This is a genomic window from Halomarina litorea (assembly GCF_024227715.1).
Lineage (GTDB): Archaea > Halobacteriota > Halobacteria > Halobacteriales > Haloarculaceae > Halomarina > Halomarina litorea.
In genome coordinates this window covers 2,655,809-2,681,990 of sequence record NZ_CP100448.1, presented here as the reverse complement: position 1 = coordinate 2,681,990, position 26,182 = coordinate 2,655,809, and the positions used below count along the sequence as shown (strand labels likewise).

Here is a 26,182-nt window from a genome sequence, read left to right as displayed (position 1 = left end):
TCGTTGGGTGTCGAGTTAGAGACGAACGACGTCAAGCCCTGCCGCTTCCCACTGAGTAGGGTCTACGAGTGCCTTCGTATCGAGAACGGTCTCGCCGTCCATTCGCTCTCGTAATTCTCGGGGGTCGATTTGTGTATACTCGGTGTGGTCCGTAGCGATAACGACGGCGTCGGCGGCGTCGGTGGCTTCCTCGATTGGACGGAGATTCAGCGTCTGGTCGTTGACGTGGGGATCGTTGAGCCGAATATCGATGCTGGCACCAGCCTTACCACCATCAGGAGCAACCACGGAAGCCGTCATTTGTCCAGCGCTCTGCAACGAACGGGCGAGTGCCAGTCCAGGACTGTTCCGGATGTCGTCGACGTTCCCCTTGTATGCGATCCCGAGAATCGCGATTCGCTGACCCTCAAGCGCTCCCAGTTCTTTCCGTAGCAATTCCACGATGTACTCGGTCATCCCATCGTTAACCTGTCTGGCGGTCGAAACGAGGTCGAGCTCGTCCGAGTTCTGTCCGAGGAACCATGGGTCGATGGGGAGACAGTGACCGCCAACGCCCGGTCCAGGATGATGGATATCGACTCGTGGGTGTTCGTTTGCGAGACGAATCGCCTCCCGAGCGTCGATATCGTGATCACGAGCGATTTTCGCCAGTTCGTTCGCGAGTGCGATGTTCGTATCCCGAAACGTGTTCTGGATGAGCTTGACAAACTCCGCGGTCGTCGTATCGGCTGTCGTGTGGATGTCCCCTTGGACGAACGATCCGTACAGGTCGATAGCAGCAGTGGTCGACTCCTCACTGATACCGCCGACGATGCGGTCGTTCTCGCGTAGCTCTTCTAGGATGTTTCCAGGTAACACCGTTTCCGGGGAGTAGCTCAGCCCGAAGTCGTCGCCTGCTACGAGTCCCGACTCCTCTACAATCGGTCGGATTACGGTATCGGTTGTTCCCGGGGGAACTGTCGATTCCAGGATTATGGTATCCCCTTCTCGAAGCTCCGATCTGACGGTCCGACTTGCTGCCCTGACGTAACTTAGGTCGGCCTCTCTCTGTTCGACATCGAATGGTGTCGGAACACAGATGACGTGGTACTCTGCAGGGCGAATTTCTGTGGTAACCGTCAACGCGCCGGACTCGATTGCCGTTTGGACGAAGTCGTCCAGCCCCGGCTCGTCGATCGAACTCTCCCCTTCCTCGAGGCGTTTAACTCGTGCCGCATCGATGTCGTACCCCCGGACGGAATGACCGTTGTTCGCTAACATCGCAGCGGTCGGGAGGCCGATATAGCCCAGGCCATGAACGCAAATCGAACTCATCTATCTTCTCGGTTGCATGTTCGTTATTTCAATCAATCGCTCTCAGCATAGCTACGCTCTTTCTGTACGATTTTGTCGGGCTTCGTCACGAATCAAACCACGGTTGGCTCTTGTAGTGCGAGTTCAGCGAATGGAGAATGATGGCGGTGAAGCAGGAGAAAATCCCTGCGAGGACGAAGAACACGGACGCCATCGCGAGCCCTAGCGGAAATACCCCAGAGTCGATGTAGTTCGCGAGTGTCATGTAACCGAATCCAATACCGACGATGGAACTGACAAAGCCCGGGACGCCCAGCGCTGAGACTGGCCGCTTTCGTTCTACTGTTTTGAGAATGTTGCCAACCAGTGAGATGCCATGGGAAAGCGGACTGTGCGTACTCCCATTCTTGACTTCATAATCGATTACGGTTCCGACCTCCCGAATCCGATAATCACGACTGTGGGCGTGGTACAGGATGTCCGTACTCGCACTCATGTTGTCGCCGAGCGTTCGGTCGGTGGCTAGGGACTCGATAGCGTCCCGATTGTACGCTCGGAACCCACTCTGTGTATCGCGGACGCGGGAGTCAGACCGAACGACACCGAGACTTAGGTTCGTCAGTAGGTTCACCACTGCGAGGCCGAAACGCCGGTACAGCGGTAACGTCGATACCACCTCTCCAGCGAACCGACTTCCGATGACCACCTCGATTTCGTCTTCCCGCTGCACTCGTAGCAAGTCCGGAATGTCGCTCGGGTTGTGTTGTCCATCCCCATCGAGAATCACCAGATGGTCGGCACCGCTCCGCTTGGCCTCCCGGAAGGCGGTCTTCAGCGCTCCGCCGTATCCCTTGTTCGTCTCGTGTTCGATGACGGTCGCGCCCGTCCGCACGGCCTCACTGACAGTCGCGTCGGTACTCCCGTCGTCGATGACGAGCACCTCGTCGACGTACTCCCGCGCCCCACGGACCACGTCCGCGATGGCCGCACCCTCGTTGTACGCCGGAATCGCGGCGAGGACGGTCGGCTCCGACCGAACGGTCGGTGCGACCTCCGTTTCACAGACGTACTCCGGCTGGCCGTACATCGCGTCGGTGCTCGCCTCGAAGTCGATGGGCTCGCTCGGGTGTTCGTGATAGAGCAATCCCGGATGGCCGTGATGGCGGGCGGCCTGCGAGAGCGACTGGACGAGGGGGTCGCGGCCGACCTCGTTCGTCTCGATGACGGTCGCGCCGAGCTGGTCGGCAAAGCGGGTCGCCTCGAGGTCGTCGACGGCGTTCGTCGCGACGAACACCTCGTAGCCCTCGTCGTGGGCGCGGAGAATCGCCCCGGCCACGTCGCTGGCGTTGTCCCGGGTCGCGACGATACCGAGTGCCGGCTGGCTCGCTGTGAGTGACTCGGACTCCGCTCCCGCTCGTTGACTTGATCCTCGTGACACCGTTAATCCCTTCCCTCGTGCGTCAAATCCGTCCACAGTCTCTCACATGTTCCCATTTCTGCCAATGTTCTCAGAACAACATGACGGCGAAGATGGTATAGTAGTTTCGGATACTTGGTATTAACCGTAAGATGAGTAGATTGAATAAAATGTATCTCCGACCGATTTTACCGCATTCCCGGATATCACAGGTAAAAACACGATTGTTCGAGTAGTTGTTCGCGGTGTGTTCGTTTTGGCCAGTTACCCCGATTGCTTGCTTGCGGGCGCTCACTCCCGACGCTCATCGCCGCTGACGTTCACCCACAGATGTACCTCCCGGTAGGCGTTCTCAGTCGTCGGCTCGGCCGGCACGTCTCCCTTGTACAGCAGATAGACCAGCCGCAACCGATCGCCCGTCAGCGTCGGCGTCACGGTATGACGCTCCTGCCAGGTTTCGTTGTCGCCCACCGTCGGCGAGAACCGCTGGAGTTCCTCCTCTTCGAGGACTTCGACGGAGACGTTCGTCACGTTCGTCGCGTTGGTGACGTTCGACACACGGGTCCCATTCTCGAAGTACTGGACGTCCACGCGCTGGAGTTCGACCACCACCGTGTAGTTGACCCGCTCGTGTTCGTGGTTCCCGACGCCGACGTACAGCGACTGCCCCTCGCCGCGCGTGAAGTTCGTCGGGTAGTCGTCGGCGACGAGGTCGCCCGTCTCGTTTTGCGTGAGCAAGTAGAGTTCGGTGAACGACTCGCCCTCCTTCGGGACCATCACGGCGTACCCGACGCTCGAGACGGCCAGCAGGATGCTGATGACCATCACGACGTTCAGGATGGCGTCCCCACGCGTGTCGGGTTCGAACAGCTCGGTCCGCACGCCCGTCGCCCACTCGCGGTAGGGGACGACGAGGCGTTCGTCGGCGGGCAGCCGCCAGCGCCGACGCGCGCCCACGGCAACGCAGCCGAGCGTGAACAGGCTCACGCTCGCGAGGATGGGCACCAGTCGAATCCCGAAGGGGGTGAAGTTCAACACCAGCCCGATGAGCGGGACGATGGCGATGCTCGTCCCCAGCGAGAGGGCGACCCGTTCGAGGCCGCTGATGCCTCGCTCGTCCTCGAGCGGTTCGTCGAACGCCTCCGGGTCGCCGTCCGCTCCCGGCTCGCTCCCCGCCTCGGGGAACAGCGCCGCGATGAAGGCGTAGCCGGGGACGAACAGCACGAAGACGAGCCCGAACACGATTCGAACGGGCGTCTCGCGCAGGAGGGGGGCGAGGACGAACAGGTTCGTCAGGAGCGTGGCGAGCACGACTGCCGCGAGATCGGCGGGCAACCGGCGGACCGGCCGCGGGAGCAACAGTCGTGCGTCCATCTGGTTGAGCTATCTCGCGGCCGGGTAAAAATCAGTTGACTGGCAGTCGAGGGCGCTCCCCGACGGTCCGATCAGTCGTTGGACGGAGAGGCCGCTGGTCGGGTCGAGTTCTCGCTCGGAGACGGCCGTGGCATGGCCTCGAGTTCTCGTATCTCTGGTGTCTTCGTGACGCGCTGGTACTGTCGTCGCCACGCGTCCCGCGGGAACAACCCGTTTCGGTCGAAGAGGTCACGGGCGGCCGACGTGACGCGGTAGAACTTGTACGGATACCCGCGGGTCCGCTCGCCGTTCGGGACGACTAGCTCCTCGATGACGCCCGCCTCTCTGAGTAGCGCGAGATGCCGGCGGATCGTGTCGACGGAGAGACTGGGATTCATGTAGTCCAGTTCGTCGACGCTCGGGGCGCCGTCAGGGTGGCCGACGACGTCGGCGAGGAGGTTCGCCCGCGTCGTTTCGGTCACCTGCTGGAGGACCTGCCACGTCCACGCAGCGTCGTCGGTGTCCGCTCCGTCCGGTTGCATACCCTACCGTACACTCCCCGGTGACTTAATCCCCCTCAGCGAGTAGTCGACGAACGAACGCTCCCCGTGATGAACTACACCCCTCCGATACGGAGCCGTCGACCGACCAGATGACTCGCCCGCGCTCGGTGGTGCTCGCGCTCATCGCGAGTACGTTCTTCGTCGGCTTCGGCGGTGGCGTGGTCTTTCCCATCCTGCCGAATCTCGGGGCCGTCCTCGGCATCTCGCCGGTCCTCGTCGGCCTCATCCTGAGCGCCAACCGGTTTATGCGCATCCTCGCAAACGGACCCGCGGGGTCGCTCATCGACCGCGTCGGCACGCGGACACCGCTGGTCGTCGGGCTGTTCGTCGAGAGCGTCGCCACGCTGGGGTACGTCGTCGCCCTCGATTCGTCGCTCCCCGAGGCGTGGTTTCTCGCCGCCCGGATCGTCTGGGGTGTCGGCAGCGCGATGGTCTTCGCCACGGCCTACACAATCGCCGCGGACGTCTCGACGGGCCGGTCGAGAGGGACGAGCATGGGCGTCGTCCGCGGGGGTATCACGCTCGGCTTCCCTGCGGGCCTCGTCCTCGGCGGCGTCGTCAGCGACGTCTACAGCATCGCGACGGCGTTCGTGGTCGCCGCCGCCTTCGCCTTCCTGGCGAGCGCGATCGCCTACCTGCTGGTCCCCGAGACCCACGTCACCGAACGCCGAACCGCGATTCGACCGTGGGAACTGGAGACGAGCCTCCCGACGCTGACGGTGGGTCTGGTGAACTTCGGACTCTACTTCGCCTATCTGGGGGCGCTGTTTTCCACGCTCGTGCTCTTCCTCGAGGCCAACGCTATCGGCGTCTGGGGCTACGGTCCGCAGGGGATGTCCGGGCTGTTGATGGCCGTCACCGTCGTCTCGGCGTCCGTGTTCATGCTCGCCGGCGGGAAGGCGAGCGACCTGCAGGGCACCCGGACACCCGTTCTCCTCGGCTTTCTCGTCGTCTCGTTTCTCGGGTTCGTTCTCCTCGCGCTCGCCGATTCCCTCCCGCTTCTGGTCGCCGCGTGCGTCCTCATCGGTGCCGGGCAGGGCGGAACGAGCGGCCCCCTGATGGCGCTGCTCGCGGACCTGACGCCCACCGACCGCATGGGTCGGGCGATGGGGACGAACAACATCCTCGGCGACCTGGGCGGCGGCCTCGGGCCGATGGTCTCGCTCCCCCTCGTCGACTCGCTGGGCTTCACGACCGTCTACGCCGCCTGTGCGGTCGTCCCGCTGCTCGCCGGTGGACTCCTGCTTGGTGGCCTCTACGCGCAGACGGGGCACTTCCGTCCACACACCGAACTCGCGACCGACGACTGACGACCGCTGCTCGCCGGTGGCTCCCCGGACCGCCGACCGTCGAGCCGGCCGCCGCGCCGATCAGTCGGCCGATGGGTCGTCGCCGTCGCGGAACTCCCCGACCCGCTCGATGAGTGCCTGTGCCCGTTCGGTCGGCGTCGAGTCCGGCGAGAACGCCGCTCGCTCGTACGCCTCGGTCAGCTCGCGGAGGACGCCCGACTCGCCCCCGTCGAGGCGCTCGCGCGCACTCCGGTAGAACTCCCAGTGGGTCCGGCCGTACTCGTCGGGCAGCCCCGCCTCGAGCAGGCGGCGCGTCGCCGCGTACAACGTGACGACCCCCGCGTCCGTCGACCCCTCGGAGATCTGACCACGTGCCCGGTCGAGCAACGCCGCCATCGATGTTGCAGACGTGGGCTCGGGTGCGCTCTCCCCGCCGGCTTCGACGCCCTCGTCGACGCTATCGGTGATATCGTCGTCCGCGTCGCTCCCCGTCAGTACCGCGTACGCGCCCGCCCCGGCGAGAACGAGCAATCCGGCCAGAAGCGACGCGAGCGCGACGGGGTTGCGCAGGAGCAGGCCGGCCACCTGCCCGCCGACGCCATCGCCGTAGGAGTTCTCGGGGTCCCCATCGGTCAGGTCGACCAGTTCGACGGTCGCCCCTCCCTGCGCCCTGTCGAGGTTCGTCCCGGACCCCGCGAACGTCGCGTTCACGGCGAACGTCCCGTTGTCCGGGGTCGCCTCGGGCACATCGACGCGCGTCCGGAACTGCCCCGACGCGTCCGTCCGGACCGTCGTCAGCTCGGAGCCGTCGTGTTCGATGCGAACGGTCCGGTCGCCCAGCGCCTCGCCGGACGCCGTCGTCAATCGACCGCTCACCTGGACGGTCCGGTCGGCGACCTGCCGGGCGTCGAGCGACAGCGCGGTGGCCGTCTCCTCGACGGTCACCGTCGCCGACGCCTCCGCGCGAGCGAGCGCGCGCCCTTCGAGTGGAACGACGGCGCGCACGGGCCGCTCGCCGGCGTCGACGCTCGCCGGGAGGCTGACCCGGATCCGGTACGTCCCGTTCCCGTCGGCTCGCCCGCGTGCGACTCGCCGGTCCCCAACGACCACCGCGACCGGCGCGGGCGCGCCCACCTCGTCGGCGCTCACTCGCCCCGTGACGGTCAGCGTCTCGTTGTACGCCACCGCCGAGGGCGTCCGGTTGACCGACACGGTAGGCGTGACCTGCTCGACGCGCACCGGAAGCGTCGTCGCGGAGCGCAGGTACGCAGACCGGTTGGCGGGGCGGAACTCGACGGTGACGTTCGTCGCGTCGACCGGAAGCGTCACCGGACGATACGTCACCGTGAACCGCCCCTCGTCGTCCGTTTGGGTCGCATAGGTCCGGTTGCCGACGCGCAGTCGGATGGGCTCGTCACCGATGGCTGTCCCGTTCTCTGTCCGGAGCTCCCCTTCGACGACCAGCGGGTCGGTGAACGACACCGTCTCGCCGTCGGCGCTCGCCGTGAGGTTCGTCTCCCGGAACAGTTCGTCGCGGATCTCCGCCTGCGTCTCCGAGACGTTCGCCGAGACGTTCGCGATGGCGACGCTGGCCTCGGTGAAGTCCGCGCCCGTTTGGTTGCCGAGTCGGCCGTACCCCGCGCGCGTCTCGTTGGCGTTCCTGGTGACGCGCTCGCTGATGAGCTCGAGTTCGCGGCCCAGTGCTCGCGCTCTCGTGTTGTTCCCGTTCTCGCGGGCCTCGCGGTACTCCTCGGCGGTCTCGCGGTACTCGCGGACGGCCTCGGTCGTCTCCTCCTGGTTCTCACGCGTCCGGTTGAGCGTCCGCGTGGTCTCGGTGTCGCCGACGACGTCGACTAGCTGGTCGAGGCGCTTGCTGTACTGGTCTCCGAGGAGGCGACGCGCCGCGTCGTAGTCCCCCTCGCTCAGCTGGATGGCCCCCCCGTCCAACCGGCCGGCCAGTTGCCCGACGAGCCACCGCCGGAGGTCCTCGACGCTCCCGTCCTCCCCGACCGCCGCGGGGTCGCGGTGGCGGACCGACCCGTTCGTCACGTTGTCCGGGGGAGTCGCCTGCGCGATACCGGGGGCCGCGCCCGTCACGTCGGTCGAGCCCGTCGTATCGGCCGCGCTCGTCGGACTCGGCGTTCCGGCCACCATCCCCGTCGGGGCGACCAGCGCGACCGCGAGGAGGAGCGCGAGCAGGGCCCGAGCTGTCACGATACCGACGCTCCGGTGCGACGACCCTTGTGTGTTGTTGCTCGCGTCGGCGACACCAGTACCTTCAATTCGCCGCGGGCGTTCACTCGCCGTGTGCAGGTCACGCGCCGGTTCTGGGCGGCGGTCGCACTCGGCGTCGGCTTCGCGTCACTCGCGGTCCTCCTCCAGCGCCCGCTGTTGCTCGCGGCCGCGGCGCTCGTCGGCGCGTGGCTCCTCGCCCGTCAGCTCCTCTTCACGCGCGATATCGCCCGGCTCGACGACACGCTGGTCGTCGACCAGACGGCGACACCCGCGCGCGTGGCGACCGACGACTCGATAGGGGTGACACTCTCGCTCGCCCTCCCCGCGACGACGGGGCTCTCCGTCACCGCTCGCGCGGCCCCGCCGGTCAGCGCACGCGGGTCGACCGCGGCCGACCGGACCGTCACGCTCGCGCCCGAGGACCGGCGGGTAACGGGGTCGTTCGAGGTCACGTTTCCCGTCGCCGGTTCGTTCACCCTCGAGCAGCCCACCGTCGAGACGCGCGACCCCGCCGGCCTCTACACGGAGTCACTCGGTCGCGGGGAGTCCGTATCGGTGACTGTCGACCCGCGCGTCCCACGAAACGTCCGCGTGGGCGAGCGCGGCGAGGGAGTCGCCATCGGGTACGGCGACCACGAGGTAGGCAAGTTCGGCACGGCCGGCCTCGACCCGGAGGGGCTCCGCGAGTACACGATCGGCGACGCCGCCCGCCGGATCGACTGGAAGGCGACCGCCCGTCTCGGCCGCCCGCAGGTCCGCGAGTTCCGGGCCGAGACCGACCTCGTGACCATGCTGCTCGTCGACCACCGCGCGACGACCGGCCTCGGCCTCGAGGGTGAACGCCCGCTGGATTTCCTCCGGGAGGTGGCGCTCGCCATCACCGCCGCGGCCCACCGGTTGAACGACCCGGTCGGCTGCTACACGGTCGGCGACGAGGGAATCACCTCCCGAATCGACGTGAGCGCGGCCCAGGGAACCGCAGAACGCATCCGGCGGGAGCTCCGGCTGCTCGAACCCACGCCGGGCGAGCGTGACGCACCCTCGAGTTCGTTCGGTCCGGCGGCCGCGCGACGAGCGACCGCTCGCCTCCCGGAAGACCGATTCGGGGAGGTCCTCCGGCCGTACTTCGCCGCGAACGACCGCTACGTCCGCCGCGTCGAGGCCAACCCGCTGTTCGCCGCCACCCGCGAGGCGTTGGAGGGCCACCACGGGTCGATTCGGACGTTCCTGTTCACCGACGACACCGACAGGGTCGGCGTTCGAGAGACCGTGAAGTTCGCCAGCCGCGGGGACGACCGCGTCGTCGTCGCCCTCGCGCCGCGCGCGCTCTACCAGCCCGACGGCCTCGCCGACCTCGAGACCGCCTACGAGCGCTACCTGGCGTTCGAGGACTTCCGGCGCGAACTCGCCCGCCTCGACGGCGTGACCGCCCTCGAAGTCGTCCCCGGCGACCGCATCGACGCTGTCCTCTCCGACCGCCGGACGCGACGGACGCGCGAGGGGGTGACCACGCGTGGCTGACCGACGGCCGAGCGCCCTCGTGCTCACTCTCGCCAGCGTGCTCGGGATGGCGCTGCTCGTCGCCGTTCTCGTCCCCCGGCACCTCCTCGTGGACCCGCGGTTTTCGACCGCCCTTCTCGCTCGGGTCACTGGTGCGCTGGCCGTCGTCGGCCTGTACGCACTCGCACCGCCGGTCTACGCGGCGGGGGTCGGCCTCGCCGTCGCGGCCGTCCTCGTCGCGCCGGCGACACTCACCGAGGTCGGCCTCGCCGTTCTCGGGGCCACGCTGGTCCTCGCCCGGGACGCGACGAGCACTCCCCGACCGGCGGTCGCCGCTCTCGCTTTGCTCAGCGCGGGCGCCGTGATGCTCACGACTGCTGCGCTGGCATCGTTCGCGTTCGCCGCGCTCTGGCAGGCCGCGCTCGCGCTGGTCGCCGCCGGAGCGACGCTGGTTTACGGGGTGCATCGCTACGAACGCGTACGTATGGGTCTGGTGAGCGACACGTGAGCGCCGACGCGACCGCCGAGCGCGAGCGTCCGTCTGACGACACCCCGCCGGACGACGAGGACCTGCTGGCCAGGGTGGACCTCCTCGCCGAGGAGAACCGTCGACTCCGGGCGGCCTACCAGTCGGCTAGACGCTCCCGGTACCGACGGACCGCGCTCGGGCTCCTGCTCGTCGGCGGGCTTGCGCTCGCGGGCGCTGTGCTGTTCCCCGGCGTCCGGACCGTCCTCCTCGCGCTCGGGGGGACCGGCGTCTTCGCCGCCGTCCTCACCTACTTCCTGACGCCCGAGCGGTTCGTCTCGGCGAGCGTCGGCGACCACGTCGTCGGCGCGTACGCGGACAACGAGGCCGCCATCGCGGACGAGCTCGGCCTCGCGGGAACGCGCGTGTACGTCCCGACGGCGGGCGGTCCGCGCCTGTTCATCCCGCAGTACGAGACCGACGAGGTCCCGACCGACGACGCGCTCCGCGCGACGTTCGTCACCGGCGACGACGTCACTCGGGGACTCGCGCTCGCGCCCACCGGGGGCAGGCTCTACGAGGAGTTCGAGCGCGCCCGCGCGGGCCCGCCGGCCGACCGGCCCGCCGCGCTGGCTCGACAGCTCGCCGACGCCGCCGTCGAGCAGTTCGAACTCGTGGCGCGCGCCGATACCGAGCGTGCGGGGGAGGGTCGCCTCACGGTCGGCCTCGACGACCCGGTGTACCGTCCCGCGGACCGGTTCGACCACCCGGTCGCCTCCCTGCTCGGCGTCGGCCTCGCCACGGGGCTGGCGGCGCCCGTCGAAGTCGAGGTCAGCACCGCGGGCGACGACCGCTACGACGCGCTCGTCACCTGCTCGTGGACGCCCGAGGAAAGCGATGAGGGGGAGGGCGCGGCCGGAGACAGCGCCGGGAACGCCGAATCGGACGCGAACTGACCGCTCGCGCGTTACTCGTGGGTGTCCGTCGGTCCGCCGTCCTCCGACCGGTCCGTGTTCGGCACGTCGCTGTCGGCCGCTTCGTCCGTCTCGGTCACCGTCCCCCCGTCGACGGTGGCGACCTGCTCGTCGGGGTCCGTTCCGGGGGGCTCGACCGCCTCGAGCACGTCGTCGACGACGTCGCGGGCGGTGACGTCGCTCAACTCGGCGTCCGTACTCAAGACGAGTCGGTGGGCGAGGACGCTGTGAGCGAGCGCCTTCACGTCGTCGGGGATGACGTACTCGCGCCCGTGGATTGCCGCCCGCGCTTTCCCCGCGTTGAGGAAGGCCAGCGAGGCGCGCGGGGACCCGCCGTGTCTCACGTCGGGGCTCTCTCGGGTCGCCGCGACGAGGTCGAGGATGTACCGCTTCAGGAGGTCCGAGACGTAGACCTCGGCGACGGTCTCCCGGGCGTCGAGGAGCTCGTCGACGGAGACCACCCGGTCGACCGAGTCCGGGCCGAGCTCCGGTTCGGCGTCGAAGGAATCGAGCAGCGCCCGCTCCTCGTCGTGGTCGGGCAGGTCGACCGTGAGCTTGAGCTCGAAGCGGTCGCGCTGTGCCTCGGGGAGCGGAAAGGTCCCCTCCATCTCGATGGGGTTCTGCGTCGCCACGACGATGAACGGGTCCGGGAGCGCGAGCGTCTGGCCCTCGATGGTGACGTGTCGCTCCTGCATCGCCTCGAGGAGCGCCGATTGGGTCTTCGGCGTCGCCCGGTTGATCTCGTCTGCGACCACCACGTTCGCGAATATCGGTCCCTTCTGCAGCTCGAACTCGCCGGCGGACTCCCGATAGACGGTCGTCCCCGTGATGTCCGCCGGGAGCACGTCCGGCGTCATCTGGATGCGGGTGTACTGGAGGCCGGTCGCGCGGGCGAAGAGGTTCGCGATGGTCGTCTTGGCGACGCCGGGGACGCCCTCCAGAAGGACGTGCCCGCGAGTGAACAGTGCGACGGTGAGCCCCTCGACGATGTCCGTCTTGCCGATGAGGACGGTCCCGATCTCCTCGCGGAGGGCCTCGTACACTGCTGCTGGGTCGCGGGCGGTCATCTGTGACTCTTTTCCAGCGGGGACGTATAAGAGCTATTACATGGGTGTGCGAGGAACTCGGCTCCCGGGGGGACGGGGAACAGAGTGATATAGTGTGGAGTGCTAACATACAATCGGATCTCGTGACGTGAGGTCCCGGCGTGAACCAGCGCCGGTTGTTCGACACTGCGTATCGCATTCGATCGGGAAGCCCCCCTTCGCCTGCAGGCAACGCCCCACCGCGTTCCTTTTCGCGGGGGCTTTTCACACGGTAGACGAAACGCGCGACCGACCAAGGGGACGCGCCCTCTCGGACTCTGTCCCGTCCGACTCGCCCGCTACCGGCCGGTCAGTCACGCCTCCGGCGGGCGTGGACGACGCGAGAGATCCGCTCCTCGTCCCACTCGGGGTGCATGCGTCGGAGGTAGGCACGTGCGGCGTCGTCATCGAACGCAGGAGTGGTGGTCTCCCCGACGCCGACGCGACGACGGACGGCTGCGAGCCCGCCGTCGCGTCCCGTCTCGGCCCGGCGGGCCCAGTAGTCGACTCCGCCCGCGAGCGCGCCGACGACGAGCAGCTGTAGCCACGCCGACTCCCGCACGACGAGGACGGCCAGCGCCAGCGGCGGCAGGTCTTCGGTGTGCGAGTAATCGAGCAGGACCCGGTCGAAGTCGGCGAACAGGCCCCTGACGAACGCCTGATTGCCCGGTCGGTCGAGCATCGCGTTGATGAGCGCACTCGAGTCGCTGACGACGACGACCCGTCCCTCGCCGACCGACTCGGCCGTCACCACCGGGTAGCTCCCGATGGTCTCGCCGTCGTCGAGCGCGTCGTTGCCGTTCTCGTCGAGGTAGCCGTACTCCGAACTCCGCAGGAGGACCTCGCTGCCGTTCGGCCGGACGACGGTCCCGTAGTTGAGCGTCAGCCGCTCGGTCTTCAACCACGTCGCGTTCGTGGCGTTGGTCGCGTTCGTGACGTTGTTCGCGACCGGCAGTGCGGGCGACCGGAAGTTGTAGCGGTCGTCGCGCAGCGGCCGGCCGTCGAGGCGTGCGCTCGCCCCCACCGCACGCAGCAGTTCGTTCCCCCCGGGGCCGACGTCCTCGGCGACCACGAGCGTCCCGCCACGCTCGACGAATCGCCTGATGTGTTCGGACTCCTCGGCGCTGTAGGCCCGGTCGGGCGAGAGGACCACGCTGACCGCGTCGCTCGCGTTTACCGTCTCGTACCGGGCGGTGTCCCGGAGGAGTACGGAGCCGGTGTCGACCGCGCCGGCCTCGGCGCGGAGGTCGCTCGCACCGTCCCACTGGCTGTTGAACGCCCCGAACGCCGCGCCCGAGGTGCTCGCGCCGACGACGACGGCGAGCGCGACGACGAACGTCAACGCGAGGAGGACCGCCCGGGGGTAACCGAGGTCGTCGAGGTCGGGAACCATCAGAGCACCCCCGGCGGAAGGATGGCGAGGATGCGCTTGACGACGAGATACGCGAAGACGATGAGGCCGAGGCCGATGACCCACTTCAGGCGCCGACGCCACGCGGGTCGGACCGCAACCGGGGCGGTGAGCTCAACGAGGACGAGAAAGCCGATGAGCGAGACGACGAAGACGAGTTCGAGCGTGAGCGACCCGAGCAGAGAGAGGGCGACGATAGTCGCGAGCGTCCAGGCGACGTGGCCGAAGACGAAGCGCTCGCGCCGGGTCGATGCCATTGCCGTGAGTGACGGGGCGATGCTTACCAGTCTGTCGGCACGGAACGATGTCGAAGCAGGTATCGGAGCGGGCGCTCGATTGATCGGTAATGTGGCCCTGGGGACACGCGGCGTTCGGCTACCTCCTCTATCGGGCGCTCCTCTCCGCACGTGGCTCGACGCCGACCGGGCTGCCGGTCCTCGCCCTCGGCGTCGGGACGCAGTTCCCGGACCTCGTCGACAAACCGCTGGCGTGGTCCTTCGCGCTCCTCCCCTCCGGTCGGTCGCTCGCCCACTCGCTGTTGACGGCGGCGCTCGTCATCGGCGTCGGGGGCGCCGTCGCCCGCCGATACGACCGTCGCGACGTGGCCGCCGCGTTCGGAGTCGGCTACCTGAGCCACCTCCTCGGCGACGCGCTCCTCCCGCTCGTCCGGCTGGACGTCGTGTTCCTCCGCTTTCTCGCGTGGCCGCTCGTCCCGCCCCCGCCCTACGAGCGCGATTCGAGCTTCGCCGAGCATCTCGTCTCACTGGAGGTCACGCCTTTCTTCGCGTTCGGGCTGGCGCTTACGGCTCTCGCGGTGGCGCTCTGGGTCCGCGACGGGCTCCCCGGGCTGGGGACGCTCGCCGCGCCCCTGCGCGGGTGGCGGGACTAGCGGTTTCTGTCGTCGGACGCGGATAGTCGCCCGTCCTCGAGGACGAGCGTGCGGTCGAACCGCCCGGCGAGGCGCGGGTCGTGGCTGATGACGACGAGCGCCGTCGCGGCCTCGCGGTGCATCCGTAAGAGGAGGTCGAGGACCGCCTCCGTCGTCTCCGGGTCGAGTTGCCCCGTCGGCTCGTCCGCGAGCACCACCGCGGGCCGGTTCGCCAGCGCCCGCGCGATAGCGACGCGCTGTTTCTCGCCCCCGCTGAGCGTGCGCGGCGAGGCGTCGGAGACGCCCGTCAACTCGAGTCGGTCGAACAGCGTGTCGAGCCACGCCTCGTCCACCTCGTTCGCGTGTTCCTGCGGCAGGCGGGCGTTCTCGCGGGCCGAGAGGTCGTCGATGAGCTGGAAGTCCTGAAAGACGAACCCGAGGGTCTCCCGGCGGAGGCGCGCGCGCTTGCGCTCGGGGAGCGAGGCGGCGTCGGTCCCGTCGACCTCGAGGACGCCCTCGGTCGGCGTCGCGAGCAACCCGAGGACGTCGAACAGCGTCGTCTTCCCGGCCCCGCTCCGACCCTGAACGAGCGTCGTGCTCTCTCGCGGAATGCACACCGAGAGTCCGTCGAGGATTCGTCGGTCCCCTCGGGCGACGACGATGTCCCGCGCGCGGATGACGTCGGAGTCGTCGGGGTGTTCGTCCACGCCGGTCACCTCGCCCCTCGCGGTGATGTGGGTGCCGGTTCGCACGTCCCCGCCCCGTCGCCGAGAACGAGCACCAACGGGTCGCCGCCGGTTGTCGCGTAGACCGCGTCGTTGACGGTGTACCAGCGTTCGTAGGCCCCCCGTGAGATGGACAGCGGCTCGGGGAACGCCGGGGCCCCTGTCGTCGTCCACGATCGTTGGCCGACCGTGGGACACCCCGGCGGGTCGGCGCCGCCGAGCCACGTGAACACGGGCAGGTCGGTCACTGGCGCGCCGCGGTACTTTCCGCCGACGTGCGTCACGTGGTCGTCGGCCGCCCATCGGCCGGGGACGTGCTCGGTCGCGAACATCGCCGTCTCGAACTCGGCGGGGGACGTCACCGCCTGGAACGGTGTCGCGCCCGCTCCCGCCAACACGAACGGGAGCGGTGCCGAGGCGACGACGGCGCCGACGAACAGGGCGACCACGCCGACGCGCGCGACGCTCGACCCTCGAGAGCTCGCCAGACGGACGGTCGCGAGCGCCGCGAGCACGAGCACCGCGAGGTGGGCGAACGTCTGCGAGCGGGTGGCGAGCCCCTGGTAGTCGAGCGTCCGCCCGGCGGTCATCGCGAACCCCACGGCGGCGACCGGTCCGAGGAACAGCGCGAGCGCGACCAGCCCGCGGCGCGTCGTCGCGTCGGGGAAGGCGTCCGCGGCGAGCGCCACCAGCACGAGCAGCGGCACGACCAGCGCGAGCAGGACCGGCGAGGTCGTCGCGGACCCCGGGAACACCGGGACGAGGGCGTTCGCGAGGAACGCGAGGAACCCGACGCCGACGGCCGCTATCGGGAGGGCCCGCTTCCCGAGCCGGGAGGTCGTGTCCGCCCACCGACCGACGAGCGCGAAGAGGACGCCCCACGCGACGAACAGCCCCGGGGCGGCCGACACGTCCGAGGCGTCCGGCAGGTCGACGACGGCGTAGTAGCCGAACGCGACGGTCCAGAACCCGAGGACGGCGAGGCCGCCGAGGACGATTCGGCGGAGGGTGGGGTCGCGAGCGACGTGGAGCACGACGAGCACCGACACGACGAGCCCGCCGACGAACGTACTCCCGTTGTGGACGATGGGCAGGAGGACGCCGAACCCCACGGCGAGGCCGAGCCACGCCGGTCGGGCCGTCGTGAACGACCGGTGGGCAGCGAGGACGACGAGCGCGACGACGGCCAGTCCCATCACCTCGCTGCTGATGGTGAGCGTTCGCCAGAGGTAGAGGCCCTCGACGGCCAGTCCGAGCCCGGCGAGCAGCCCCACGAGTCGGGCGCGGACGCGCGTGAGCCCCGCCGAGAGGGCGAGAGTCCGACCCAGTGCCGCAGCGACGAGCGGGGGAATCGCACCGACGACGGCGACGAACCCCTGGACGAGTGCGAGCGGTGCGATGCCGGTCGCGTCGCTCAGAGCGGCGAGCAGGGTGTCGAAGAGGTACTCGTCGGGGTAGGGTGCCGTCGGGCCGCTGAACGCGACGCCGTTCGCCTCCCGGATGAGTTCGGCGTTGCGGACGAACACGTACGCGTCCGTGTTGTACGGGAGCGGGCTGAGCGCGAGCGGCGCGAGCCGAACGGACACGGCGACCGCGAGCACCGACACCGCGAGCAACACGTCGCTTCGTCGGGTCATCCGTCACCCCCCGACCGGAGCAACGCGGCGGGGTCGCGGAGGACGAACCCGGCGGCGACGAGCGCGGCACTCCCCATCGCGAGCGCGAGAGCAGCGATCAGGATTCCCGCGAGCGTCGCGAGCGGGACGGGCGTCGAGAGGTGGACCCCGAAGACGGTCAGCAGCCCCGCCCGTGCGAGCGCCGCTCGGACGACGAGGGCGAGGAGCGTCCCGAGCACGGTCGCCGGAATCGCGATGCGGGCGGCGTCACGGAGGACCGCGCCGACCACACCGCGAGGCGAGTCTCCCGTGGCCCGCCTGATGCCGACCTCGCGGGTTCGTGCCTGCGCTGCGCTCGCGAACGCCGCCGTCAGGCTCCCGGTCGTCATCAGCCCGCCGAGGACGACGAGCGTCCCCAGAAGGAGTCCGACGTTCCCGAACGCGCGCTCCAGCAGCCCGTCGACGCCGCCCCCCCGCTGGAGGCGGCCGCTGGAGGCGAGCGCACTCCCCAGTCGGGCGTCACCGGTGACGGTGTACGTTCGCTCAGCGGCGACGCTCCCGTTGAGCGACATCACCACGTCGTACGTTCCCGGCGCCGTTCGCTGGAGGTCGGTCGAGAGCGTTCGCGACCCGCCCGGCGGGACCGTGAGGACCCGCGTAGCGTCGGTGCCCGGCCCGCGAACGCGGACGCGCCGCGTTACCGGCACGTCCCACGGGTTCACGAGTCGAGCCCTGACGGTCGCGGGCGAGAGGACGGTGGTTCGCTCCGGGACGGTGAGCGAGGCGACGGGCGCTCGGGTCGCATCAGTGGCCACGCGGATCGGACGCGTCAGCTCCCGCTCACCGCGGCGAACTCGCAGCGTGTAGGTGTCGGGGTCCGCGGGGAGTCGAAGCACTACCTTCCCTCGGGCGTCGGTACGGGTGGTCCGGTTTCCGAGCGTAACCGTCGCGTTCGCGGCGGGCTCGCCGGCCACTGTCCGAACCCGGAGGTTCACTGCCGAGCCGGGGGGTCCGGTCGTCGGGACGTTCGACACGCGGAGGGCGCCCGGCGGGACGACCGTGACCGTCCGCGTCCGGTCGTCCACCGTGAGGGTGTAGTTCCCCGGCGTCTCGGTGGCGAACGACACCGTCCGGGTTGTGCTCCCGTCAGGTGCGAGCGTCACGTCCAGCGACTCTTCTTGCCCGTCGAATCGCGCCACGACTGTCCGGGACGACGGTGTCGACCCGATGTTCCTGAGCCGTATCCCGGCCGTGAGTTCCTTGCCCGCGGGGACTCGCCTCGGCGCGTCGACGCCGAGAACCGCGAGCGACTCGCCGGCCGCCCCGGTCGGTCGGTCCTCGACGCGGACGATGTTCACTGCCTGCGGTCCCATCCCCCGGAGGTGCCGCGCCAGCGGCAACGAGACGAGCAGGTGGTCGTTTGCGATACCCGACGCCCGGAAGACGCCGACCACTTCGACGGTCGCGATCGCCGCCTCGGTGCTCCCGCCGAGCACGACGGTGTCACCGACGCCGACGTCGAGGGTATCCGCCAGGCTACGCCCGACGACCGCCTCCCCCGTCGCATCGGGCACCGGCGTGCGACCGGCGACCACCTCCGCCCCTTCGAACTGTCGGTAGGCTTCGAACTGTACTCCGCGCGCCGGGAAGGGGTGGCCATCGACCACCTGAAAGAGGAGAATTTCGGGGCTCGCGTTCCGACCGGCGGCCCGGAGCGCGTCCGCGTATCCCTCGTCGACTGTGCTCGCAACCGGGTGGACCGCGCCGGGTTCCGCTATCGTTCCGTCGGCCGTCCCGCCGATGCCGACCAGCAGGCCGCTCAACGAGGCCAACACGAGGACGAACGTGACGAACACCGTGAGCGCGCTCGTCGTCGGGACGAACGCCCGGGCCGAGAGCGTCTCGGGGAGAACCCGATCGGGGAGCGCCGCCGACAGTCGACGGCCGCCCTCGGGTGCGGTCGGCGCTCCAGTCGCCGCGGGTCGGGCAGCGAGTGCCCCGGCGAGCACCCCGACGGCGAGTGTCGCCCCCATCAAGCCCGCCACGATTCGGGCGGTCCGACCCGTCATCGCGAGGTCGAGGCCGACGGGGAGTCCGGCGCTGATGGCCACGCCGACGGCCGCGTTCGGAACGATGACGCCGACGGCGTACCCGAGGGCGATACCCGTCGCCGTCAGGAGTCCCGCGCGCACGGCAAAGAGGACGATGACCTGTCGCGGTGTCGCTCCGGTCGACCGGAGGACGCGAATCGCCCCTCGGCGATCACGGACGCTCATCCGCGTCACGCTGTGGACGATGACGCTGACGATGACGGCCGCCGCAGCACTGACGACGCCGAGGAGCGCGAGAACCTGACGGGTCCCGGCGACGAAATACGCGAGTGCCCCCGTCAACGGTGCCCCGCTATCGGGTACGGTCCGGGCCGTCGGTCGAACGGCGAGCGTCCGCGTCACGCCCAGTCGCTCGACGGCCTCCGCGTCCGCGACGTACCACGAGTCCGGGGCGAGCGTCGACCCGTCGGCGAGGCGGACTGGTACATCAAGGGTCGACGACGACCCGCGCAGGGTGCGAGTCGTCGCTTCCGCACCGGGACGGGCGAGGCCGCGCGTGGACGTGGCGGGGAGTGAGGACTCGGCTGGCACCCCGACGACGGTTCGCTCGCGGCCGTCTTCGTCCGTCACCACGGCCACCGGCAGTCTCACCGCTGGCGTCTCGCTGTCACCGGTGCCCGCGAGACCGACGCTCGCGGCAGATTCGAACTGGTCGGCGATCGCCACGGACTGGGCGCTGACGGCGAGCAAGACGACGACACTCCCGACGAGAAAGGCGACGGTCACTCCGACGACGAGGACGGCGAGACGGTCTCGGCGGGACCAGCGAGTGAGGAGGGCGCGTCGATAGCTCATCGCCAGGTGCCCCGCATACGTGTTGGCCTGTTTGCTGCCCGATATAAACTATCGCTGGTTCATCGTCGAAGGCAGGTCCGGGCCGGTGCTCAACAGCTACCTCCAACGGGAGGGATCGATTCTTCGCAGGCTACTCCACTGGTCCGTCCGCCCGCCGGGTCAGGAACTCGACCCGCCGCTGCCGTTCGTCGGGACGATGTAGTACCGGTAGAAGTCCTGTGCGACCTGAACCCGGCTCACCCCCTCCTCGGTGCGGAGGCTATCGAACGCCTGTTGGCTGTAGTCGATGCCCCGGAACCCCTTCGTCTCGATGGCCCTGTCGTAGCCACTCACGATGAGGTAGTACGGCTCGTCGTGTATCTCAGTCAACCGCTGTTGTTCCATGTACGTGCCGTTGACGGCGCCGGTGGTCGGCACGTTCGTGTTGAGGGCGTCCTCGTACCGTCCCGGCCCCTGCCTGATCCCCGAGTAGGGGACGTCCTCGGCCGAAGTCTCGAAGGCGATGTCGTGACCGACCATCTCGGTCTCCGTGACGCCCTGCGTCGTCAGGAAGATGAACGGCGAGGGGTAGGCCGTGTAGAGCGACACGCCGAGGACGACGATGGCGACCACGACGCCGAGGGGCTTCACCGCGGCGAACACGTTGCTGCCCGAGAACCGGTCGGTGAGACCGTGGACGGCGAACGCGGCGAGGATGGTGACGAGCACCATCGCGAACCCGAGGTGGCGGAAGAAGTACGACGAGATGTTCCCGATGAAGTGGAGCAGGAAGAACGGCGTCAGCACGAGGCTCCCGTACGTGAAGTAGCCCACGACGGCGTTCCGGTCGGTCCGAACCCCGCTGAGGCGGCCCGCGACCGCCCAGACGACGATGGCCGCCGCCAGCAGGAAGAAGATGAGGTGGACGCCGAGCATCCGTGCGAACACCTCGACCAGCGTCACGCCGATGTCCGCGAGGGAGTTGCCCTGGCTCTGGACGGTCTGTCCCGTGTTCCCGCCGCTGGTGGCCCAGAACGACCCGACGGCCTCGCTGACGTAGCCGAACATCCGGAGGACCTTGTTGTACCGCAGCGCCCACAGCCCGAACAGGACCGAACTGATCACCGTCGGGGCGAGCAACGACTGGCCCCGCTGCATCCCCTCGGTGCTCGGGAGGCGGTGGATGAGCAACTGGACGACGCCGATGGTGCCGAACAGGATGAGGACGTCGAGGGCCACCTGCGGGTGGAAGAGGACGATGGCGAACAGCGAGAGGACCAACAGGAGTCCCAGCGACGAACCGAGGACGCCCCGGATCGACCCCTTCTCCCCGCTTCGCAGGTAGGTAAACGCGAGGAAGAGAACGAACGGGAAGTAGAACACCGTCATCGTGAAGGGGTGGTAGTCGAGGAACGTCGAGAGGTTCGTGATGGGCAGGAGCATCCCGGCGGCGACGGTGGCGATGGCCACCGCCGAGCGGTCGTTCAGGACCGACCGGACCGCCAGCGGGAGGAAGACGAGATACGAGAAGACGAATATCTCGAGGACGAACAGCATCGACCGATTGGTGGAGATGCCGGTGACGCTGTTGACCAGGACGGCGATGATGTGGGTGCCGGGGTAGACCAGTTCGAACCCGCTCCACTCACCGCTCACGATGCGACGCATCCATCCAAGGTGCGTCAGCGCGTCGCCCTGCCCGTAGGCGAAGTACGACCTGATGAACGGGAGGAAGATGAACGTCCCGATGGCCATCACGAACAGCAGGAGGGCGACCGTGAACTGCCAGCTCTCTCTGTCGTACGCCATGACGAACGCCGCCGCGAGGATGGCGATTCCGAACCCGAACCAGTAGAGCAGCGGGGTCGCTGCGTAGATGGACGGCTCGTAACTCCGCATCGGCGTGAAGTGAGCCGCGAGGATCGCGACGGTGAGCGCTACGTAGCCGAGGACGAGTGACGACTTTGTCGTGCGGTGGCGTGTCATCGTGAGGGTACGTTGAGGGTGGGATGGTCGACGGAAGGCAACTGTCTGTGCGTCATGTGGGGACGAAGGGGCTTTGTTACGCAGGTACTATCGACCGATAGGACGGTCGAGCGGCCCGGTCGCGCGAGCGAGAGGGGACACCTGACGAACGACCGGCCCGCCCCGCTGGAGGCCGTCGGACGGGCCTGGCGCGGTCGTTCCGGAGTGTCTCCCGACGCGAATTACCTTCGCCCGACACGTATTTACTCGTTCGCAATATATCTGGTTTCAGGAGTCTCGGAGGGTCGGCGGACGGTCTGTGGCTCGCGCGCTTTCGCGCGAATCGCGCGAGAGACTGTCGTAAACGGGTTATCTCTCCTCGAGACGTCTGAAATTATGGTCGGACAAACACCGAGTAGGGAAACGACAGGGGGCGGTTTGCGGTGCATAACAAACCCCGTCGGTCGGGTACCCATGCCTGTATCGAGTCCCTCGTCAGTCCACCGAGACACATGACCACATCCTCATGAGCACACAACGATTCGACAGCACCGTAAGCATCGCAGACGACGTCGAACTCGACGTCGGTGACGGCGAACAGACGCAACTCGGCCCCGACGCGACGATTCGCTCGGGGTCAATCCTCTACTCCGACGTCGTGGTCGGGGCGGGGCTCAACACGGGCCACCGCGCCCTCATCCGGGAGGAGACGACCATCGGCGACGACGTCCTCGTCGGGACCGACACGGTCATCGACGGCCACACCACCATCGGGTCGAACGTCAGCCTCCAGACGGGCGTCTACGTCCCGAGCCAGACGACCATCGGCGACCGGGTGTTCATCGGCCCGCACGCCACCCTGACGAACGACCCGTACCCCATCCGGCAGGACGTGGACCTCGTCGGGCCCACCCTCGAAGACGACGTCTCTATCGGGGCGAACGCGACCGTCCTCCCCGGCGTCACCGTCGGCGAGGGGGCGTTCGTCGCCGCGGGCGCCATCGTCACCGAGGACGTCCCGGCGGGGATGCTCGCCGTCGGGTCCCCGGCGAAGATCCGCCCGCTCCCGGAGAAACTCGAAGGGGGGAACAACCTGTGATACCCATCGCCAACCCCGTGATGGGCGAGGAGGAGAAAGCCCGCGTGATGGAGGTCATGGACGAGGGGATGCTCGCGGACGGCCCCGAGGTCCGCTCGTTCGAGCGGGAGTTCGCAGACTACGTCGAGGCCGACCACGGCGTCGCCACCTCGAACGGGACGACGGCGCTCCACGCGGCCATGAAGGCCATCGACGTCGGTCCCGGCGACACCGTGGTGACGACGCCGTTCACCTACATCGCCACCGCGAACGCGGTCAGTTTCTGCAACGCCGACATCGAACTGGTCGACATCGATCCGGAGACGTACAACATCGACCCGGACGCCCTCGAAGCCCGCCTCGCGGACGGACTGGACGTGGACGCGGTCATCGCCGTCCACCTCTACGGCCTGCCGGCGGCGATGGGTCGCCTGCGCGAACTGGCCGACGAGTACGACTTCGCGCTGGTCGAGGACGCGGCGCAGGCCCACGGGGCGGCCGTCGACGGCACCCCCGTCGGGTCGCTCGGCGACGTCGCCTGCTTCTCGTTCTACCCGACGAAGAACATGACGACCGGCGAGGGCGGCATGATCACCACGAACGACGAGGACCTCGCCGTGCGCGCCCGCCGGTTCGTCGACCACGGCCGGACCGAGGGGTACGACCACCCCGAGGTCGGCCACAACTTCCGGATGACGAGCATCGCCGCGGCCATCGGTCGCGTCCAGCTCGACCGCCTCCCCGGCTACATCGACTCGCGCCGGGAGAACGCCCGCGTGCTCACCGAGCGACTGACCGACACCGCGGTCACGACGCCCGTCGAACCCGACGGCTTCCGCCACACGTACAACCAGTACACGCTGCGCTACGAGGCGCGCGACGACCTGATGGCGGCGCTCGAGGACGCCGGCGTCGGGTCGAAGGTCTACTACCCCAAACCCGTCCACATGCAGGGGGCGTACGACCACCTCGACGTCAGCGCGCCCGTCACCGAGCGGGCCGTGAACGAGGTGCTCTCCGTGCCCGTCCACCCCCAGCTCTCCGAGGCCGACGTCCGTGCGGTCGCCGACGCCGTCAGGGAGGCGGTGTCCCGATGACCGACGACGTCCGCGTCGGTGTCGTCGGCGTCGGGTCGATGGGTCGCAACCACGTCCGGGTGTACAGCGAACTCCCCGGCGTCGACCTCGTCGGGGTCTCGGACGCCGACACCGAGGCGGCGGCGGAGGTCGCCGACCAGTACCAGATCGAGTCGCTCGACCTCGACGACCTGTTCGACCGCGTCGACTGCGCCTCCGTCGCCGTCCCGACGCAGTTCCACAGCCAGATCGCGAGACAGGGCATCGACGCCGGTATCGACCTCCTCGTCGAGAAGCCGTTCGTCGACGACCTCGACGAGGGCCGCGAACTGGCGGCGCTCGCAGACGAGCGGGACGTCCTCCTGCAGGTCGGCCACATCGAGCGGTTCAACCCCGCGGTCACCGCGCTGTTCGACATCATCGACACCGTCGACCCCATCTCCATCGAGGCCGAGCGCCTCGGTCCCCCCATCGAGCGGGACATCCAGGACGGGGTCGTCAAGGACCTGATGATCCACGACATCGACATCCTGCTCAACCTCGTCGACTCGGAGATCGAGTCGCTGAGTGCGCAGGGCGCGGCCGACGGGCAGTACGCGACGGCGCAGATCAGGTTCGAGAACGACACGCTCGGGTCGCTGACCGCGAGCCGTGTCACGCAGCGGAAGGTCCGGAAGCTCACCGTGACGGCCTCCGACAGGCTCATCGAACTGGACTACCTGAACCAGACCATCCACATCTACCGCCAGTCGAAACCGGAGTTCACGGGCGGAACCGGCGACGTGTACTACCGCCACCAGAACGTCATCGAGCAGCCGATGATCAACTCCGCCGAACCGCTCCGGGAGGAACTGGAGGCGTTCGTCGACGCCTCGCAGAACGACCTCCCGCCCAAGGTGAGCGCACTCGACGCCATCGAGGCGCTCGAAGTGACGAACCGCATCGACGAACTCGCGCGGACCCGGAACCAGACGACGACGAACACGACATGAACGGACTCTACAACTCCGAGCGGACTCGAGAGGAACAGCAATCGGCACTCACGTCGGGCGAGGTCCCGATCGCGGTCTACGGCCTCGGCAAGATGGGCCTGCCGATGGCGGCCGTCTACGCCGAACGGTCCGGCAACGTGACCGGCGTCGACATCGACCCGGACGTCGTCGAGCGCCTCAACCGGGGCGAATCGCACATCGAGCGCGAACCCGGGCTCGACGACCTGGTCGCGGACCTGGTCGAACACGGCGAACTCTCGGCGACGACCGACGCCCACACGGCCGCCGAGGCGGCCTCGATTCACATCGTCATCGTCCCGACGCAGTTGACCGACGACAACACGCCGGACCTCTCGGCGCTCGAAGCCGCGGTCGACTCCATCGGCGCCGGGCTCTCGCCGGGCGATACGGTGTTCGTCGAGTGTACCGTCCCGCCGGGGACGTGCCGGGAGATCATCACGCCGCGTCTGGAGTCGGTGAGCGGCCTCGAACGCGGGGAGTTCGGCGTCGCGTTCTGCCCGGAGCGCACCTCCAGCGGGACCGCGCTGTTCGACATCCGGGGGAAGCACCCGAAGGTCGTCGGCGGTATCGACGAGGAGAGCACCCGGGTCGCGGAACTCGTCTACGGCGAGTTCGTCGACAACGAGATTCACGCGATGAAGAGCGCGACCACGGCGGAAGCGGTCAAACTGTTCGAGGGGGTCTACCGCGACGTCAACATCGCCCTCGCGAACGAACTGGCGCGCCTCGCCGAGTCTCTCGACATCGACGCCCTCGACGCCATCGAGGCGGCGAGCGCGACGCCGTACTGTCACATCCACTCCCCCGGCCCCGGCGTCGGCGGGCACTGCATCCCCTGGTACCCGCACTTCCTGATGAGCCAGACCGACGAGCCGGCCCCGCTCATGCAGACGGCGCGCGACGTCAACGAGTCGATGCCGGCGTTCACCGTCGAGAAGACGGCACAGGAACTCGCCGCGAACGGCGTGGACATCGACGGGTCGTCCGTCCTCGTCCTGGGGGTCACCTACCGCCCCGGCGTCAAGGAGACGCGGGCGACGCCGGCCAAGCCCATCATCGAGGGCCTGTCCCAGCGCGGCGCGACCGTCTACGGCTGTGACCCGATGGTCGACCCCGCCGACTTCGGCGCGGAACCCGTCTCGGTCGACGACCTGCAGTCGTGTGACGTCGACGCGGTCGTGATGGTCACGCCTCACGAGGAGTTTCTCGAGGTCGACTGGACGGCGTTCGACGACAGCGTCCTCGTCGACGGTCGGGACACCCTCGGCCACCTGAACCGCCCCCGGTACACCATCGGCCGGGGTCGGACCGACTGAGCGACTGAGCGGCGACTAACTCCTCGACTCCTCGACGGTCCGTCGCGTCCCGCA

21 protein-coding genes are annotated in these 26,182 nt (G+C 68.5%); 9 read left to right on the top strand and 12 right to left on the bottom strand.

All coding sequences use genetic code 11. The features are described 5' to 3' along the window. Window positions 1–15: 15 nt before the first annotated feature. The 4 genes from NKG96_RS14780 to NKG96_RS14765 form a co-directional block, all read right to left on the bottom strand. On the bottom strand, window positions 16–1,314 hold the full coding sequence (locus tag NKG96_RS14780) for a nucleotide sugar dehydrogenase (RefSeq protein WP_254535895.1): 1,299 nt from the start codon (window positions 1,312–1,314) through the stop codon (window positions 16–18). A gap of 85 nt (window positions 1,315–1,399) precedes the next feature. After that, window positions 1,400–2,767 (bottom strand): glycosyltransferase family 2 protein, encoded by a 1,368-nt coding sequence (locus NKG96_RS14775; RefSeq protein WP_254535893.1) that lies wholly within the window; start codon window positions 2,765–2,767, stop codon window positions 1,400–1,402. A 234-nt stretch (window positions 2,768–3,001) separates the two neighbouring features. Continuing rightward, the gene (locus NKG96_RS14770) at window positions 3,002–4,084 is read right to left on the bottom strand and encodes a DUF1616 domain-containing protein (protein ID WP_254535891.1); all 1,083 of its coding nucleotides are present in this window, start codon (window positions 4,082–4,084) and stop codon (window positions 3,002–3,004) included. Between the two features lie 71 nt (window positions 4,085–4,155). Then, on the bottom strand, window positions 4,156–4,605 hold the full coding sequence (locus tag NKG96_RS14765; RefSeq protein WP_254535889.1) for a helix-turn-helix domain-containing protein: 450 nt from the start codon (window positions 4,603–4,605) through the stop codon (window positions 4,156–4,158). Window positions 4,606–4,715: 110 nt separating this feature from the next. Between NKG96_RS14765 and NKG96_RS14760 the strand changes: the two genes are divergently transcribed. Continuing rightward, complete coding sequence (locus tag NKG96_RS14760) at window positions 4,716–5,936, top strand: MFS transporter (RefSeq protein ID WP_254535887.1); 1,221 nt, start codon at window positions 4,716–4,718, stop codon at window positions 5,934–5,936. Between the two features lie 60 nt (window positions 5,937–5,996). On the opposite strand, the gene NKG96_RS14755 is transcribed toward NKG96_RS14760, so the two are convergent. Next, window positions 5,997–8,129 carry a DUF4129 domain-containing protein gene (locus tag NKG96_RS14755; protein ID WP_254535884.1) on the bottom strand — a complete coding sequence of 711 codons (2,133 nt, stop codon included), beginning with the start codon at window positions 8,127–8,129 and terminating at the stop codon, window positions 5,997–5,999. Between the two features lie 93 nt (window positions 8,130–8,222). Here NKG96_RS14755 and NKG96_RS14750 point away from each other — a divergent pair, with 93 nt between their 5' ends. The 3 genes from NKG96_RS14750 to NKG96_RS14740 are packed head-to-tail and all read left to right on the top strand — an operon-like array spanning window position 8,223 to window position 11,072. After that, the gene (locus NKG96_RS14750) at window positions 8,223–9,671 is read left to right on the top strand and encodes a DUF58 domain-containing protein (RefSeq protein WP_254535882.1); all 1,449 of its coding nucleotides are present in this window, start codon (window positions 8,223–8,225) and stop codon (window positions 9,669–9,671) included. Beyond that, window positions 9,664–10,158, top strand: a complete 495-nt coding sequence (locus tag NKG96_RS14745) for a DUF8163 family membrane protein (RefSeq protein ID WP_254535879.1) — start codon at window positions 9,664–9,666, stop codon at window positions 10,156–10,158. Before NKG96_RS14750 ends, NKG96_RS14745 begins: the two co-directional genes overlap by 8 nt. Beyond that, window positions 10,155–11,072, top strand: coding sequence for a DUF7982 domain-containing protein (locus NKG96_RS14740; protein ID WP_254535877.1), 918 nt, complete (start codon window positions 10,155–10,157; stop codon window positions 11,070–11,072). The genes NKG96_RS14745 and NKG96_RS14740 overlap by 4 nt, the downstream gene beginning before the upstream one ends. 11 nt (window positions 11,073–11,083) lie before the next feature. Here NKG96_RS14740 and NKG96_RS14735 read toward each other — a convergent pair whose 3' ends face one another. The 3 genes from NKG96_RS14735 to NKG96_RS14725 all read right to left on the bottom strand — a co-directional run bounded on the left by NKG96_RS14735 (window position 11,084) and on the right by NKG96_RS14725 (window position 13,843). Further along, window positions 11,084–12,157: an AAA family ATPase gene (locus NKG96_RS14735; RefSeq protein WP_254535875.1), complete on the bottom strand. Its 1,074-nt coding sequence runs from the start codon at window positions 12,155–12,157 to the stop codon at window positions 11,084–11,086. A 328-nt stretch (window positions 12,158–12,485) separates the two neighbouring features. Continuing rightward, window positions 12,486–13,568: a DUF4350 domain-containing protein gene (locus tag NKG96_RS14730; protein WP_254535872.1), complete on the bottom strand. Its 1,083-nt coding sequence runs from the start codon at window positions 13,566–13,568 to the stop codon at window positions 12,486–12,488. Beyond that, window positions 13,568–13,843, bottom strand: a complete 276-nt coding sequence (locus tag NKG96_RS14725) for a DUF8044 family membrane protein (RefSeq protein ID WP_254535870.1) — start codon at window positions 13,841–13,843, stop codon at window positions 13,568–13,570. Before NKG96_RS14725 ends, NKG96_RS14730 begins: the two co-directional genes overlap by 1 nt. A gap of 89 nt (window positions 13,844–13,932) precedes the next feature. Between NKG96_RS14725 and NKG96_RS14720 the strand changes: the two genes are divergently transcribed. Further along, entirely contained in the window at window positions 13,933–14,475 is a 543-nt protein-coding gene (locus tag NKG96_RS14720; RefSeq protein ID WP_254535867.1) for a metal-dependent hydrolase, read from the top strand. Here the strand turns inward: NKG96_RS14720 and NKG96_RS14715 are convergent. The 4 genes from NKG96_RS14715 to NKG96_RS14700 all read right to left on the bottom strand — a co-directional run bounded on the left by NKG96_RS14715 (window position 14,472) and on the right by NKG96_RS14700 (window position 21,666). Beyond that, window positions 14,472–15,161 (bottom strand): ABC transporter ATP-binding protein, encoded by a 690-nt coding sequence (locus NKG96_RS14715; RefSeq protein ID WP_368409314.1) that lies wholly within the window; start codon window positions 15,159–15,161, stop codon window positions 14,472–14,474. The genes NKG96_RS14720 and NKG96_RS14715 overlap by 4 nt on opposite strands. A 5-nt stretch (window positions 15,162–15,166) precedes the next feature. Further along, complete coding sequence (locus NKG96_RS14710) at window positions 15,167–16,816, bottom strand: hypothetical protein (protein ID WP_254535865.1); 1,650 nt, start codon at window positions 16,814–16,816, stop codon at window positions 15,167–15,169. Then, a complete protein-coding gene (locus NKG96_RS14705) occupies window positions 16,813–19,701 on the bottom strand; it encodes an FtsX-like permease family protein (protein ID WP_254535862.1) in 2,889 nt (962 codons plus the stop codon). The genes NKG96_RS14710 and NKG96_RS14705 overlap by 4 nt, the downstream gene beginning before the upstream one ends. Window positions 19,702–19,860: 159 nt before the next feature. Next, complete coding sequence (locus NKG96_RS14700) at window positions 19,861–21,666, bottom strand: hypothetical protein (protein WP_254535860.1); 1,806 nt, start codon at window positions 21,664–21,666, stop codon at window positions 19,861–19,863. A gap of 505 nt (window positions 21,667–22,171) precedes the next feature. Between NKG96_RS14700 and NKG96_RS14695 the strand changes: the two genes are divergently transcribed. From NKG96_RS14695 to NKG96_RS14680, 4 genes are read left to right on the top strand one after another with little or no spacing between them, the layout of a single operon-like run. Beyond that, window positions 22,172–22,744, top strand: coding sequence for an acyltransferase (locus NKG96_RS14695; protein ID WP_254535858.1), 573 nt, complete (start codon window positions 22,172–22,174; stop codon window positions 22,742–22,744). Between the two features lie 20 nt (window positions 22,745–22,764). After that, window positions 22,765–23,820 (top strand): DegT/DnrJ/EryC1/StrS family aminotransferase, encoded by a 1,056-nt coding sequence (locus NKG96_RS14690; protein ID WP_368409313.1) that lies wholly within the window; start codon window positions 22,765–22,767, stop codon window positions 23,818–23,820. Continuing rightward, the gene (locus tag NKG96_RS14685; protein WP_254535854.1) at window positions 23,817–24,791 is read left to right on the top strand and encodes a Gfo/Idh/MocA family protein; all 975 of its coding nucleotides are present in this window, start codon (window positions 23,817–23,819) and stop codon (window positions 24,789–24,791) included. Before NKG96_RS14690 ends, NKG96_RS14685 begins: the two co-directional genes overlap by 4 nt. Beyond that, window positions 24,788–26,128: a nucleotide sugar dehydrogenase gene (locus NKG96_RS14680; RefSeq protein WP_254535852.1), complete on the top strand. Its 1,341-nt coding sequence runs from the start codon at window positions 24,788–24,790 to the stop codon at window positions 26,126–26,128. The genes NKG96_RS14685 and NKG96_RS14680 overlap by 4 nt, the downstream gene beginning before the upstream one ends. Window positions 26,129–26,182: the final 54 nt, after the last annotated feature.